Source organism: Sedimenticola selenatireducens DSM 17993 (assembly GCF_000428045.1).
Lineage (GTDB): Bacteria > Pseudomonadota > Gammaproteobacteria > Chromatiales > Chromatiaceae > Sedimenticola > Sedimenticola selenatireducens.
The window spans coordinates 142960-158435 of sequence record NZ_ATZE01000004.1; the positions used below are offsets into that span (position 1 = coordinate 142960).

The 15476-nt window shown below is 52.7% G+C and carries 12 protein-coding genes; all 12 read left to right on the forward strand.

Annotated elements, in window-relative coordinates; all coding sequences use genetic code 11:
* Positions 1–11 precede the first annotated feature (11 nt).
* The gene (locus A3GO_RS0104925) at positions 12–1445 is read left to right on the forward strand and encodes a TIGR03016 family PEP-CTERM system-associated outer membrane protein (protein WP_169720364.1); all 1434 of its coding nucleotides are present in this window, start codon (positions 12–14) and stop codon (positions 1443–1445) included.
* Between the two features lie 15 nt (positions 1446–1460).
* Positions 1461–2624 (forward strand): non-hydrolyzing UDP-N-acetylglucosamine 2-epimerase, encoded by a 1164-nt coding sequence (wecB, locus tag A3GO_RS0104930; protein WP_418064553.1) that lies wholly within the window; start codon positions 1461–1463, stop codon positions 2622–2624.
* A gap of 2 nt (positions 2625–2626) precedes the next feature.
* The gene (locus A3GO_RS0104935) at positions 2627–3496 is read left to right on the forward strand and encodes an XrtA system polysaccharide deacetylase (protein ID WP_029132458.1); all 870 of its coding nucleotides are present in this window, start codon (positions 2627–2629) and stop codon (positions 3494–3496) included.
* Between the two features lie 55 nt (positions 3497–3551).
* Positions 3552–4604 (forward strand): FemAB family XrtA/PEP-CTERM system-associated protein, encoded by a 1053-nt coding sequence (locus A3GO_RS0104940; RefSeq protein WP_029132459.1) that lies wholly within the window; start codon positions 3552–3554, stop codon positions 4602–4604.
* Between the two features lie 7 nt (positions 4605–4611).
* Positions 4612–5829, forward strand: coding sequence for a TIGR03087 family PEP-CTERM/XrtA system glycosyltransferase (locus A3GO_RS0104945; RefSeq protein ID WP_029132460.1), 1218 nt, complete (start codon positions 4612–4614; stop codon positions 5827–5829).
* Between the two features lie 4 nt (positions 5830–5833).
* A complete protein-coding gene (gene xrtA, locus A3GO_RS0104950; RefSeq protein WP_084609783.1) occupies positions 5834–7378 on the forward strand; it encodes an exosortase A in 1545 nt (514 codons plus the stop codon).
* 136 nt (positions 7379–7514) lie between these two features.
* The gene (locus A3GO_RS0104955; protein WP_029132462.1) at positions 7515–9422 is read left to right on the forward strand and encodes an XrtA/PEP-CTERM system amidotransferase; all 1908 of its coding nucleotides are present in this window, start codon (positions 7515–7517) and stop codon (positions 9420–9422) included.
* A complete protein-coding gene (locus tag A3GO_RS22605) occupies positions 9422–10675 on the forward strand; it encodes a TIGR04063 family PEP-CTERM/XrtA system glycosyltransferase (protein WP_051301849.1) in 1254 nt (417 codons plus the stop codon). Before A3GO_RS0104955 ends, A3GO_RS22605 begins: the two co-directional genes overlap by 1 nt.
* Entirely contained in the window at positions 10675–11793 is a 1119-nt protein-coding gene (locus A3GO_RS22610) for a glycosyltransferase family 4 protein (protein WP_037374693.1), read from the forward strand. Before A3GO_RS22605 ends, A3GO_RS22610 begins: the two co-directional genes overlap by 1 nt.
* A gap of 6 nt (positions 11794–11799) precedes the next feature.
* Positions 11800–13170 carry a phenylacetate--CoA ligase family protein gene (locus tag A3GO_RS0104970; RefSeq protein WP_029132463.1) on the forward strand — a complete coding sequence of 457 codons (1371 nt, stop codon included), beginning with the start codon at positions 11800–11802 and terminating at the stop codon, positions 13168–13170.
* Positions 13171–13180: 10 nt separating this feature from the next.
* A complete protein-coding gene (locus A3GO_RS22615) occupies positions 13181–14497 on the forward strand; it encodes a putative O-glycosylation ligase, exosortase A system-associated (RefSeq protein WP_051301850.1) in 1317 nt (438 codons plus the stop codon).
* Between the two features lie 5 nt (positions 14498–14502).
* Positions 14503–15474, forward strand: coding sequence for a polysaccharide deacetylase family protein (locus tag A3GO_RS0104980; RefSeq protein WP_051301851.1), 972 nt, complete (start codon positions 14503–14505; stop codon positions 15472–15474).
* Positions 15475–15476 lie beyond the last annotated feature (2 nt).

Sequence of the window (15476 nt, forward strand, 5' to 3'; positions counted from 1 at the left end):
TGATGGCCAGAATGAGGAGATTATATTTTCTTAACAGCGCCCTTCTCGGGAGTGGGCTGATAATCCTGTCCACAACAGTCTCTGCTGCTGAATGGACCCGATCAGCCAGTGTCAGTGCCGGTGCGGTCTATAGCGACAACGTGAACCTTTCCAGTACTGGTGGGGAGAGTGAGTTGACACCGACCCTGACGCCCAGTGTTTCCCTGCATGGAAAGGGCGGACGGGCCAGGCTGGATCTGACCGGCGCCCTTGAGATCAACGGGCAGGGCGGCAACAACGATTCCATCAATCCCCGCCTGCAGGCCGATGCCAATGCGGAATTGTATGAACGGGTTGTATTCCTCGATCTGAATGCCACGGCAACACAGAATGCAATCGACCCGTTGAACATTACAGGTACGGACAACCTGAGCAACAGTAGCAACAGGACCACCACCTACAGCTATAAAATCAGCCCTTATCTGAGGAGTCGCCTTAAAGGCATTGCGGATATGGAGCTGCGCTATACCTACAATGAATTGAATCATTCGGAAAGTAGTGTTGGTGACACCAGCAGTGACACTTTCAATCTGGCGATTAATAGCGGCCCGGAATTTGCCGACTGGTCCTGGGGTGTCAACGCCAGCGACAAAACCACCGACAATGATCAGGGGGAAGTGAGCCAGCTGAGCGCCCTGGATCTGCGTCTGGGTTATCAGATTAACCGTCAATGGCAGGTCAACGGATCGGTGGGAACTGAATCCAATGACTTTGCGTCGGTTCAGTCAAGTCACGACGGGTCCAGTTGGGATATCGGTGCCCGGTGGACACCCAGCGCCAGGACATCGCTTGATTTTGGCATTGGGGAAAGATTCTTTGGCAATACCAAACGACTGAGTCTGAGCCACCGGTCAAAGCGTTCGGTGTTAAGCGCAAGTTACACTACCGAGCTGACGGACTCCACGACCCTGTTGAGTAATCAGGTGGTGTTTATTAGAGTCGATAATTTTGGTAACCCAGTTCTCCATCCAGTTACCGGCGATCCGTTTTTTACTGTAGTCGATTTACCCGCGATCGGTATCAGCACCTTCGTTGATGAGCGACTTGCAGTCAGCTACAGTCTCAAGGGCAAGCGCACGACATTGACCCTGAATGCCGACATGTCGGACCAGACCTACCAGGATTCAACGCGTGAAGTATCCACTATGGGACTCGGGGCAACCCTGCGTCGCACCTTGTCGGGGACAGTATCCGGCGACATCAGCCTGAACTGGAATCAGCAGGAAGAGAGTGGTACAGGCAATCGGGAGTCGGATATCTGGAGGCTGCAGGCCGGTGTGAATCGTCAACTGGGTCAGAAGACCCATCTCAGGTTCAACTACAGCTTTACCGATCGCAGCTCGAATCAGTTCGGACAGAGCTATGAAGAGAATCGCCTCTCTCTGAGCCTGATGCATACCTTGTAGAAAACCGGCTAAAAAATCATGCCCGAAAAAATCGCCAAAATACTCTGTATTGTTGGGGCGCGACCTAACTTTATGAAAATCGCCCCTATCATGCGGGTGTTCGGCCAGCACGAAAATGTCATCGCTGCAACGCTGTTGCATACCGGGCAGCATTATGATGCAGCGATGAAAAAATCTTTTTTTGACCAGCTGCATATTCCGGAACCGGATATTGACCTGGGCGTGGGATCGGGCAGTCATGCCGTGCAAACTGCAGAGATCATGCTGCGCTTTGAACCGGTATTGGACCAACTGAAGCCGACGGCCGTACTGGTGCTGGGTGATGTGAATTCAACTATCTCCTGTGCATTGGTGGCGGTTAAGAAAGGGATTCCGGTGATTCATGTCGAGGCCGGTTTGCGCAGCTATGATCGGGGCATGCCCGAAGAGATCAATCGGGTCTTGACAGACCAGATATCCGATCTGCTGTTCACCACAGAAAGAAGCGCTGAAGCCAACTTGCTGCGTGAGGGAATTGCTTCCGAACGCATTTATTTTGTAGGGAACGTCATGATTGACACCCTGCGTTACAATCTTGATCGGGCAGCCGAACCGGGCATGCTGTTTTCCGCGGCAGGCGAAGCGATCGATCAGGCAGCGTTTAACTCCGGCTACGGGCTGGTCACCCTGCACCGGCCATCCAATGTCGATAACCCGGATAATCTGAAAACTCTGCTCACCCGATTAAACTCGATCAGCGAACAGCTCCCATTGGTCTTTCCGGTACATCCAAGAACGGTTCAACGGATCAAAGAGTTCGGTCTGGAAAACCTGCTCACTTCATCCCGAATTCTGCGTCTGCCACCCCAGGGCTATTTGCAGATGCTGGGCATGATGAAACACGCCAGGCTGGTTCTGACCGATTCCGGTGGTATCCAGGAAGAAACAACGGCACTCGGTGTACCCTGTATCACACTTCGGGAGAATACGGAGCGGCCGATTACAGTGACTGAGGGTACCAACACAGTCGTTGGCATCGATCCGGAGAAAATCCAGGCAAGCGTTGATGATGTGCTTGCCACCGGCGGGAAACGGGGCAGAGTGCCCGAATATTGGGATGGAGAGGCGGCCGAGCGGATTGCACAAGTGATCATTAAGTGGGCTCAGGGGCGAATCATCAAAACACAAGAGGCGGGGTGAACGTGTCGGGACATTCTGTCTCACAGAGCGCCATTACCAATGCTATGACCATTGATGTGGAGGACTATTTCCATGTCTCCGCATTTGAGCACCGATTCGACAGGTCACAATGGGATCAACAGGAGTGCCGGCTTGAACGGAATATGGAAATTATTCTCGGATTGCTGGATCGGTATCGGATAAAAGCGACATTTTTCACCCTGGGCTGGGTTGCCGAGCGCTATCCTGCCGTTATTCGCTCCCTGGTTGAATCCGGCCATGAATTGGCCTGCCATAGTTACTGGCACAAACGTGCCAGTAACCAGCACAGGGCAGAGTTCATTACAGAGATAATCGACACCAAAAAATTACTGGAAGATATCGGTGGCATGGCGGTCATGGGCTATCGTGCTCCCAGCTACTCAATCGGTAGCGATAATCTCTGGGCACACGAAGAGCTGATGCATGCCGGTTATCGCTACAGTTCCAGCATCTACCCCATCTCTCACGACCACTACGGTATGCCATCGGCGCCAAGGTTTGCCTATCATCCGATAGACGACTCGGAATTCCTTGAGATTCCGATTACCACTTCATATATGTTCAACCGCCGGCTACCGGCGGGTGGTGGTGGATATTTCCGCTTTTTTCCTTATATTTTTTCCAGAGCACTGTTGCGTAAGGTGAATATCGAGGAACAGCAGCCGGGAATATTCTATTTCCATCCCTGGGAAATCGACCCCGGGCAGCCTCGCCAGCAAGACATCAGTTTAAAAACCAGGTTCAGGCACTATCTGAATCTTAATCACACCGAAAAGCGACTTAATCGCCTGTTTGCTGATTTTCGTTGGGGCAGGATGGACCAGGTATTTTTATCTTCCGCGATTGGGTAGGCTGTACACACCAGCAGAACTCGATCTATGAAGGACCAGTTAAAACAGGAAAGCAATGGAATCTACTGTAGTAGAGAGTGAAGCGGTTACGGTCAAGCAACTCACCAGCGCGGATTATGCGCGTTGGGACCAGTTTGTAAAAGACTCGGTAGATGGTACTTTTTTTCATCTGTCCGGCTGGAAAGAAGTTATCGAACAGGCTTTCGGCTATGAGGTCTATTTTCTTTATAGTGAACGGGCGGGGCGAATCACCGGAGTTTTGCCGCTGGGCCATGTGAAAAGTGTGCTCTTCGGAAATTCACTGAGTTCGGTTCCGTTCTGTGTCTATGGGGGGGTGATTGCCGGGGATGATCAATCAGCGATGACTCTGAGACAGGCCGCCTGCCGACTTGCTGATAAACTGGGTGTCGATGCGTTAGAGCTGAAAAACAGAGTGCCTTCCAATCAGGGATGGCCTGTCAAAGAGTTGTATGTCACCTTCAGGAAAGAGATATCTCAAGATCCGGAAGAGAACCTCAAGGCAATACCGAGAAAACAGCGGGCCATGGTCAGGAAAGGGATCAATGCCGGTCTGTCGGGTGAAATTGTCCAGGGATGTGACAGATTTTACCGCATCTATTCCGAGAGCGTCCGCAATCTGGGTACACCAGTCATGCCGCTGAAGTACTTCCAGCTACTCAGGGAGATATTTGGTAATGATTGTGATGTGCTGATGGTGACCCATGAAGGTAAGGATATTGCCGGCGTCATGAGTTTCTATTTCAGAGATGAAGTGTTGCCTTACTATGGCGGCAGTATTCCCCTTGCACGGAATCTGAAAGGCAACGATTTTATGTATTGGGAACTGATGCGTCGTTGCGGCGAGCGTGGCATCAGGGTCTTTGATTATGGTCGTAGCAAAGTAGGAGCGGGTTCCTACAGCTTCAAAAAGAACTGGGGTTTTACCCCGGAACCGCTGCACTATGAATATTACCTGGTGAAATCTTCGACTGTTCCGGAAATCAATCCGAACAATCCCAAGTATCAGATGTTCATCAAGGCCTGGCAGAAGCTTCCCCTTTCGATCGCCAATGCGATTGGCCCTATGTTAGCCAGAAAACTGGGCTGATCGTTGCATGAAACCTGCGTTGCTCTATCTGGTCCATCGGATACCCTATCCCCCCAACAAGGGGGACAAGATTCGCTCTTATCATCTGCTGCGCTATCTTCGTCAACACTACCGGGTGTTCTTGGGCGCGTTTATAGATGATGTCCAGGACTGGGAGTATGTCTCCCTGCTCGAAACAGAGTGTGAGGCGTGTTGTTTCATTGAACTGAATCCAGGAAAAGCCCGGGTCAAGAGTATAGCCGGCTTGCTTAAAGGGCAGCCACTGACGCTCCCCTATTATGCCGATAGACAGATGAGTGAATGGGTAGACTCGATTGTCGCGGAACAGCAGATAGCTCGTGTCATCGTCTACTCATCAGCCATGGCGCAATATGTCACACAACAACTCGTCAGACTGGAACGGCGGGTGATCGACTTTGTCGACATTGATTCAGATAAATGGCGCCAGTATGCCTTGAAAAAGCAGTGGCCTATGAGCTGGGTTTACCGTCGCGAAGCCAACAAGTTACTGGACTATGAACAGTCCCTGGCCTCCATTTTCGATGCCAGCCTGTTTGTCTCTTCCGCTGAGGCAGCAATGTTTCGCAGCCTGATATCTACCGATCATGAAAAGGTCGCATATTATAATAATGGTGTCGATGCGGACTATTTTTCCCCTTCCGAGGATTTCGTAAATCCCTATCATGATGGAGATGAAGTCCTGGTATTTACCGGCGCCATGGACTATTGGCCCAATATCGATGCGGTGATCTGGTTCGCCAAAGAGGTTTTTCCGGAAATAACCCGACTTGCCCCCCAGGCTCGTTTTTACATTGTCGGCAGTAATCCATCCGAGGCAGTCAAACAACTGGCCAGGCTGGATAGGGTTGAAGTGACCGGCAGGGTGGAAGATATTCGACCCTACCTGCAATTCGCCAGAGCCGCGGTGGCTCCCATGCGGATTGCACGAGGGATTCAGAACAAAGTTCTTGAGGCCATGGCCATGGAGAAACCGGTTATTGTGAGTGATCCAGGTTTTGAAGGAATCAATGCTGAACCGGGAAAAGAGCTGTTGCTGGCTAATACCGCAAAAGAGATTCTCTCCTATATTCCCAGGCTTGTTGCCGGTGCGTATGATAGCCTTGGAAAGGATGCGCGTGTCCGTGTAAAAACCGATTTCAGTTGGGAAGCAAACCTGCCGATTGTATGTCAATGGCTGGAGGCGGAAAAAGGGAGCACAGATTGAATCTATGAACTCGCAAAGGGAAGTGTATTCAGAATCATCTTCTTGGCCTGCAGTGTTGGTTCTGACCATCATTCTGATCGCGGCCATTCTGGGTCTGTTTTATGAGACGGCCTGGTCAATGGTATCCATATGGTATCGGTCGGAAACCTTTGCGCACGGTTTCATTATTGTCCCCATCACCTTGTGGTTAATCTGGGAAAAACGCTCGACTTTGCGGCAATTTGTCCCACAACCTGAATATCGGGTACTGCTGTTACTGGTGGGTGGCGGTTTTCTCTGGCTGATCGGCTATCTCGCCGATGCCCTGGTGATTCAACAGCTGGCTCTGGTTTCCATCCTTATTTTTGGAATATGGACATTACTGGGTAACCAGATTACCTGGGCACTGGCATTTCCTCTGGCCTTTCTCTTCTTTGCGGTACCCATGGGTGAGGATCTTGTGCCTCCGCTGATGGAGATCACTGCGACCGCGACCGTGTATTTGATCAAGTTGACCGGGGTTCCGGTATACCGGGAGGGGCTGTTTTTCTCACTTCCCTCGGGTGACTGGTCGGTAGTGGAAGCCTGCAGTGGTGTACGATACTTGATCGCCTCTGTCACACTGGGTGCACTCTACGCCTATATGACCTATAACCGTTTATCCAAACGGGCCCTGTTCATTTTGGCAGCGGCCATCGTGCCGATAATCGCTAATAGTCTCCGCGCATACATTATTGTCATGCTCGGCCATCTCAGCGACATGAAGATTGCGACCGGGGTTGATCATCTGGTCTACGGCTGGCTGTTTTTTGGTCTGGTAATGCTTATCCTTTTTTCGATAGGTGCAATCTGGCGTGATCCGCATCAGAAACCGAATGAAGATGTTAATCAAGCCGATTCCCGGCGTGATGTTAAATATAATCGGTTTTTCGCTGCCCTTTCCATCGTCCTGCTAAGTGCCTCGGTCTGGCCGATATTGGCTTACGCCATGGATAATCGGGCAACCCTGATTGACGATAAACAACTGGTCTTACCAGGGCGGCTTGCCGGCTGGGAAGCAGCGTCCGCTTCCAGTGATGCATGGCTGCCACAATTCAATGGTGCCAGTCAGATTGTTCACGGACAGTATCATAATGATCAACAACAGATCGGAGTATCAATTGGTCATTATGCCCTTCGCAACAAGGGCGCCGAGCTGATCAATAGCCAGAATCTGTTACTGGAAAAAGATGAAAGAAAGTGGCGCATTACCGACAGCAATAAAGTCACTATACAGATCAACGGTAGGCCCCTGGAAATAGACCAGATTACAATCAAGGGCGCTGATCAGATTTACCAGGTTCTGACATGGTATCGGATTGGGGATGTCTACACGTCAAGCCGTTATAAGGCGAAACTGCTTGAAGCGTTTTATCGGTTAACATTTGGTCGGCAAGATAGCGCCCGGGTGGTTATTTCCATTCCACGCGAAATTGCGCGCAATGACATTATAGATCCCGAGCAAGAGTTCCTGGATCAGTTGATGCCGGCGCTGGAAACGACACTGGATCGTCTGGTGAATAACCAGTGAAATTAATTTCAGAAAAAAGTTTTGCCATTTTCAGGGCGGATGCCTGAGACCAGGCACCTCTTAACGGCATGGTCTGCCGGTCTCCGTAAGATGCCGCCAAAGACCCTCGCCAACAACAAAGAAAGTAGCCGATTTTATGTGTGGGATAGTAGGGATATTTGATACAACGGGCCAACGAGAGATATCTGATAGCCTGCTGTCTCGGATGAATCAAACCCAGGTTCACCGCGGGCCGGATGAGCAGGGCATTCATATCGAACCAGGCGTAGGCCTGGGCCATCGTCGTCTCTCCATCATCGACCTGGCCAGCGGGCAGCAACCCCTGTTCAACGAGGATCACTCGGTGGTGGTCACCTACAATGGGGAGATCTACAACTTTCCGGAACTTTCCAGTGAACTGAAGTCGAAAGGCCACCTGTTCCGCACCCACTCGGATACCGAGGTGATCGTGCACGCCTGGGAAGAGTGGGGCGAGTCCTGTGTTGAACACTTCCGGGGAATGTTTGCGTTCGCGGTGTGGGACCGCAACCAGGAGACACTGTTCCTGGCACGCGACCGGCTGGGTATCAAACCACTCTTCTATGCCCAGCTTGATGATGGTTTCTTTATCTTCGGCTCCGAGCTCAAGTCACTCAAGGTGGACCCGCGCCTGGGTCGTGAGATCGATCCGGCCGCTGTCGAGGAGTACTTTACCTTCGGTTACATACCGGAACCGAGGACCATCTACCGGAAGGTACACAAGCTATCACCGGGTCACAGCCTGACCCTGCGCAAGGGACAGATAACAGCAGCTCCAAAACAGTACTGGGATGTTTCGTTCAAACCGCACGCGGCAATGACGGAACAGGATGCCGGCAATGAACTGATCGAACGTTTGCGCGAAGCGGTCGATATCCGCATGATTGCCGAGGTGCCGTTGGGCGCATTCCTGTCCGGGGGGGTCGATTCGAGCGCGGTGGTAGGCCTGATGGCTGGGCTCTCAGAAAAGCCGGTCAATACCTGTTCAATCTCGTTTGGTGATCCGAAGTTTAACGAGTCGGCTTACGCCGAGAAAGTGGCCCGGCGGTTCAGTACCGATCACCGGGTGGAGCAGGTTGACCCGGATGACTTCGACCTGATTGACCACCTGGCCGATCTTTACGATGAACCCTATGCCGATAGCTCGGCGCTACCGACCTACCGGGTTTGCCAACTGGCCAAGCAACAGGTCACCGTGGTGTTGTCAGGTGATGGAGGTGATGAGAACCTTGCCGGATACCGGCGCTATCGCTGGCATACCTATGAAGAACGGATGCGCGCTATGCTGCCGCCCGCCATTCGGCAGCCGCTGTTCGGTACCCTGGGCCGCCTCTACCCGAAGGCTGACTGGGCGCCACGGGTATTCAGAGCCAAGTCTACCTTCGAGTCGATGGCCCGGGATACCCTGCAGGGCTACATGCACAGTGTCTCCATACTCTCCAACCAGATGCGCGATCAACTTTTCAGTGACAAACTGAAACGGGAGCTGCAAGGTTACCAGGCGATCGAGGTATTCCGGCGACATGCCGGTCAGGCACCGACCGATCACCCCCTCTCCCTGGTCCAGTATCTGGACCTGAAAACCTATTTGGTGGGGGACATCCTGACCAAGGTTGACCGGGCCAGCATGGCCCATTCGCTGGAGGTTCGGGTACCGTTACTGGATCATCACCTGGTGGACTGGATCTCCGGCTTGCCTCCGGAGATGAAGCTGCGTGGAAGCGAGGGGAAATACCTGTTCAAAAAGGCCCTGGAGCCGATGCTTCCGCACGATATTCTCTATCGCAAGAAGATGGGCTTTGCTGTCCCCCTGGCAAGCTGGTTCAGAGGGCCGCTGCGTGACAAGGTCCGAAATAGCCTGCTCAGCGACGAGATGCTGGGGTCCGGACTGTTCAATGAGCGCTACCTGCATACTCTGGTGGATCACCACCAGTCTGGAATCAGGGACTACAGTGCCAGTATATGGACGCTGTTGATGTTTCACTCGTTCCTGAAGAAAGAGATGGCACAGCAGGTGGCAGCCTGATGAAAATTCTGCACATACTTGACCATTCCATACCGCTGCACAGTGGTTATACTTTCCGGACCCGCGCCATTCTGGAACAGCAACGAAAGTTGGGGTGGGAGACGGCCCATGTCACCAGCAGCAAGCATATCGCCGAGTCTCAAGAGAAGGAGGAGGTGGACGGCCTGACCTTCTACCGGACCCGGCCATCCGGCACCCGCTTCTCACGGTTGCCTCTGTTTAACCAGGTCGATGTGATCACCTCGCTGCAGAAACGGCTGGATGAAGTGATCGAAATCGAAAAGCCGGATATTCTTCACGCCCACTCTCCCAGCCTGAATGGTATAGCGGCCATCCGTTCCGCCCGGTCGCATCGTCTACCGGTAGTCTACGAGTGTCGTGCCTTCTGGGAGGATGCGGCAGTCGATCACGGTACCAGTCGGGAGAACGGTTTGCGTTACCGGGTGACCCGGGCACTGGAAACCTGGGTCTTTAAGCACGCGGATGCGGTGACCACCATCTGTCACGGTCTGAAAAGGGATATCGAGGAGCGGGGTGTTGCCCCAGAAAAGATTACCGTGATCCCCAACGCGGTCGATCTTGAACACTTTACCCAAAGACCAGAGGCGGATCGAACACTGATAGAGTCGCTCAAGCTTCAAGGTATGAAGGTCATCGGTTTCATCGGCTCTTTCTACGCATACGAGGGCCTGCTGCTCCTGGTGAAGGCATTTCATCGGATACTGCAGCAGGCTCCGGATACCCGGTTGTTGCTGGTCGGTGGCGGTCCCGACAATGACCAGATGCGGCGACTGGTGGATGATCTCGGGCTGGAAGGCAAGGTGATCTTCACCGGAAGGGTTCCCCACGACGAGGTACCCCGCTATTACAGCCTGGTTGATATTCTCGTCTACCCGAGACTGCATATGCGGCTGACCGACCTGGTGACGCCGCTCAAGCCACTGGAGGCGATGGCCCAGGGAAAGCTGGTACTGGCATCGGATGTCGGAGGGCATCGTGAATTGATCCGGGATGGTGAAAATGGCCGGCTCTTTCGGGCCGGTGACGAAGCTTCCCTGGCGACAGCCGCAATCGAGATGCTGGCCAATCCGCAGGACTCGGAACAGATTCGGAAAATGGGGCTGGAGTACGTCAAGAAGGAGCGTAACTGGGTTGTCAGTGTGGCCAACTATCAGACAGTCTACGAACAACTTCTGGCTGGCCGTAGTACCGGAGCATGGGGTGCACAGCAGCTACAGGACAGATCCTCCTGATGTCGGGGCGGATCGAACAGATTGCACTCGCAGGGCCGTTGCCGCCGCCATTTGGCGGTATGGCCAACCAGACAAGGCAACTGGCCGAATTGCTGCGAGCGAGTGGTATTGGCGTGCGACTCATTCGCAGCAATTCTCCCTACCGGCCAGCTTGGGCCGGGCGCATTCGGGGGCTGCGCGCACTGTTCAGGCTGTTCCCCTACCTGACCGCGGCCTGGAGGGGGCTGGGGAAAGTTCAACTGGTCCACCTGATGGCGAATTCCGGCTGGTCCTGGCACTTGTTTGCCGCACCGATTATCTGGCTGGCACAGATCCGCAACGTGCCGGTGATTGTAAACTACCGGGGAGGGGAGGCTGAAGCGTTTCTCAAGAAGCAGATTCACTGGCTTCGACCCACCTTGCGCAGGGTGGACCAGTTGGTCGTACCCTCGGGCTTTCTCAAGGAGGTGTTTGCCCGGTTCGGAATTGATGCCGAGGTGGTGCCGAATATAATCGATCTCGATCATTTTTCGGGCGGCAAAAAAGAGCGTCCGGTCAGTGATGCTCCACACCTGGTGGTCTGCCGGAACCTGGAACTGATCTACGACGTCGAGACCGCAATTCGTGCCTTCTCTCTTGTCCATAGACACTATCCTGCCGCGAAGTTGACTATCGCTGGCGAGGGTCCGGAAAGAGCAGCACTCGAGCAACTGGCGGACAGCCTGCAAATCAAATCAAGCGTCACGTTCAGTGGACGTCTGGACCGGGACGAGATGGTGACACTCTACCGTTCGGCCGACCTCATGCTCAACAGCAGCCAAGTGGACAACATGCCCAACGCGTTGCTGGAGTCGATGTCGGCGGGGGTGCCGGTGGTGACCACGGATGCCGGCGGCATACCCCATATGGTCAGGGATGGCATAAGTGCGCTGGTTCGCCCGGTCGGAGATTACGAAGGAATGGCGCAGGCGGCAATCGAGCTATTGTCGGACCATGATCGTTACCGGCAACTCGTCCACAACGCCAGGGAAGAGGTGTCGCGCTATCGCTGGGAGTCGGTAAAGCCCCAGTGGCTGGCACTCTACACCCGGACCATTGACGGCCGGCTGGCAACAGAAAGCCGCAAACAGGCGGAATAAAAGACCATGTCACTCTATACTCGATTTGCCAGCCAGTTTCTTTTCCCGCTGCATGAAAAGCTCAAGGGACACAACAGCGTATTTATTCGCAAGGAGATGGAGCAGAGTCAGTGGTGGTCGCCGGAGCAGTTGCGGGCGTACCAACTACAGCGGCTGAAAAACCTGCTGTCGCATGTTGAGCGGCATGTGCCTTATTACCGCGAGCTGTTTAAAAAACTGGATCTTACCGCCGATAGCTTTCAGTCACTGGAGTCGCTACAGCGTATTCCCTTGCTTACCAAGCAACTGATCAAGGAAAACACCGACGCACTGAAAGCGGACAACTGTCAGACACTGCAGCGCTTCAATACCGGGGGATCAACCGGTGAACCACTGGTGTTTTATATCGGCAAAGAGCGCGTCAGTCATGATGTAGCGGCCAAGTGGCGGGCGACCCGATGGTGGGGGGTGGATATCGGTGATCCGGAAATCGTGGTTTGGGGATCACCGGTGGAGCTGGGTGCCCAGGACCGGGTGCGGGAAATACGTGACAGGCTGCTCCGTACAGAATTGATTCCGGCCTTTGAAATGTCAGACGACAATCTCGATAGATTTGTTGAGAAAATCCGTCAGGTCAAACCGAAGATGCTGTTCGGATATCCCTCATCGCTTTCCTTGATTGCCAGGCATGCAAGAAAACAAGGGGTTGGGATGGATAGGCTGGGTATCAAGGTCGCCTTTGTGACATCCGAGCGGCTCTATGATGAACAGAAGAGGGATATTGAGTCGATCTTTGGTTGCCCGACAGCCAACGGCTATGGGGGGAGGGATGCCGGGTTTATCGCCCATCAATGTCCTGAAGGGAGCATGCATATCACGGCAGAAGATATCATCGTGGAGATTATAGATAGCGATGGAAACGTGCTCCCCGCCGGTGAAGCGGGTGAAGTGGTTGTTACTCACCTGGCAACCGGCGAGTTTCCCTTTATCCGCTACCGGACTGGGGATGTTGCGGTTCTGGGTGAAGAGCGCTGTCCCTGTGGCAGGGGGCTGCCAATACTTAAAGAGATCCATGGGCGGACCACGGACTTCATCGTGGCGATGGATGGCACCGTGATGCATGGACTGGCCCTGATCTATATCCTGCGGGATATCCCATCAGTACTGCAGTTCCAGATTGTGCAGGAGAGCAGGGAAAGAATAGTCGTCAAATTGGTGACATCTGATGCATTTGACGACAACCTGTCACGACAGGTGGTTGACGGCTTCAGAAGTAGATTGGGCCAGGATGTGACTGTCGATCTCGTAAGAGTGGATACGATACCAGCCGAAAAGTCCGGGAAGTACCGGTACGTGAAGAGCAATATGGCCAAATATCGAACGGCTGAGGAAGAGTAATAAACCAACCATGCGCGATATCATTCTCACATTGATCGTATTTGGCTCGCTGCCGTTCATTCTGAGGAATGCCTACGTTGGGGTGCTGGTCTGGTCGTGGCTCAGCTACATGAATCCCCATCGTTTTACCTGGGGATTCGCCTACAGCTTTCCTTTTGCACAGGTCGTTGCGGTGGTACTGCTGATTGCCACCTTGTTGAGCAAGGAGAAGAAATCACTACCCATCACCGGGCTTACCATTTTCTGGATTCTGTTCATATTGTGGATGGGTTTCACGACACTCTTTGCACTACAGCCGGAATCTGCACTCGTCCAGCTGATCAAGGTTGTGAAGATTCAGCTGATTATATTTTTTACCCTGATGCTGATCCATAAGAAGGAGCAGGTGATCGCCTTATTGTGGGTGATTGTAGGTTCCATCGGGTTTTTCGGTATCAAAGGCGGCTTGTTCACCATACTTACGGCTGGCGCGTTCAGGGTATGGGGGCCGCCCGGTTCATTCATCGAGGACAATAATGAACTCGCTGTCGCCCTGTTGATGCTGTTGCCGCTGATCTATTATCTCAAGACTCAAGTAACCCATATCTGGGCGCAGCGCGGACTGATACTGGTAATGCTGCTTTGTGGGCTTTCAGTTTTTGCCTCCTATTCAAGGGGTGCCTTTTTGACCATTGGGGTCATGTCGCTCTACCTGCTGCTAAAAACAAAGAACAAGGTGATTATCCTTACTCTGCTCTTTATTGGTGGCTTCCTGGTCCTCAGTTTCCTGCCGAGTCAATGGCATGAACGGATCAGTACCATACAGGAGTACGAACAGGATGCCTCGGCAATGGGCAGAATCAATGCCTGGACCTATAGCGTCAACGTGGCGAATGACCGATTAACCGGCGGTGGATTCAACTCCTGGTCGACAGCCACATTTAGGATCTACGCACCAAACCCGACTGATGTGCATGCAGCGCACAGCATCTATTTCGGTGTGCTGGGTGACCATGGCTGGATTGGTCTGCTACTGTTTCTCATGATTCTGTTACTGGCCTGGAGAACAGGTGTATGGGTGCGAAAGAATGCCAAAGGGATAGAGGAGCTTAAGTGGGCTTATGACTTTGCCTACTATTTCCAGATAAGCATGGTTGCTTACTGTGCCGGAGGAGCATTCTTGAGCCTGGCCTACTTCGATTTTCCTTGGCATCTATTTGCCATCATCCTTATTGTAAAAAAGATAACCGAGGAACAACTTGAGACGCTGAGACAGCAACACAGTTATCGCCAATCATCTTCCAATACACCCCATTCAGCACTCGCCACATCTTCAGAAACCAGGTAGGCCGGATGGTGGGATTCACAGCGACAAGACATTGGCCTTTTTTGCAACTGGTAACATCATCGAGAGAGAGTGCCAGACTCTCAATTCTTAATTATCACCGGGTTCATCCAGTGGTCGACCCCATTAACCCGGGCGAGATCGATGCGGATGGGTTTACCTGGCAAATGAAGCTGATTGCAAATAATTTTAATGTTCTGACTGTGGGGGAGGCGGCTGAACTTTTAATGAAGGGACAACTCCCCGAACGGTCTCTCACGATTACTTTTGATGACGGGTATGCGGATAATGCAGAGATAGCTCTGCCAATACTCAATAAGTACTCCCTGAAAGCGACCTTCTTTATAGCAACGGGATACCTAGATGGTGGTCGTATGTGGAATGATACTGTCATTGAATCAGTAAGAAGCTTCCCTTCAAGTACTCTTGACTTGTCTGAAAAAGATCTCGGCAGCTATAGCCTGGAGAACTGGGAGGACCGGCATAACGCTTACTCGGCAATAATCAGTAAAATCAAACATCTTCCACAGGAGAAGCGGCAATACCTGGTTGACTGGATTGCTTCAATGGTTCCGGGGCTGGGTGGCACTGCACATCTTATGATGCGTAGTGATCAGGTGGCAGAACTTCACAAAAACGGTATGGAAATCGGTGGTCATACGGTCACCCATCCCATTCTGTCCTCTATCCCGGATGAGCAGGCAAAGCGCGAGATAGCCGAGGGCAGGGCGAGACTCGAAGAGATTACGGGCAGTCGGGTAAAGGTGTTCGCATATCCCAACGGGAAGCCGGGCCAGGACTATCTGCCAAAACATTGTGACATGGTTCGACAGCAGGGATTCACGGCAGCCGTGTCGACCCAGTGGGGCGTTTCGACTCCATCTTCTGACCGCTACCAGCTACACCGTTTTACACCATGGGATGACTCCCCGGCAAAATTCATGCTCAGGCTGATCAGAAACTATTATCAAAAGAGGTGAGA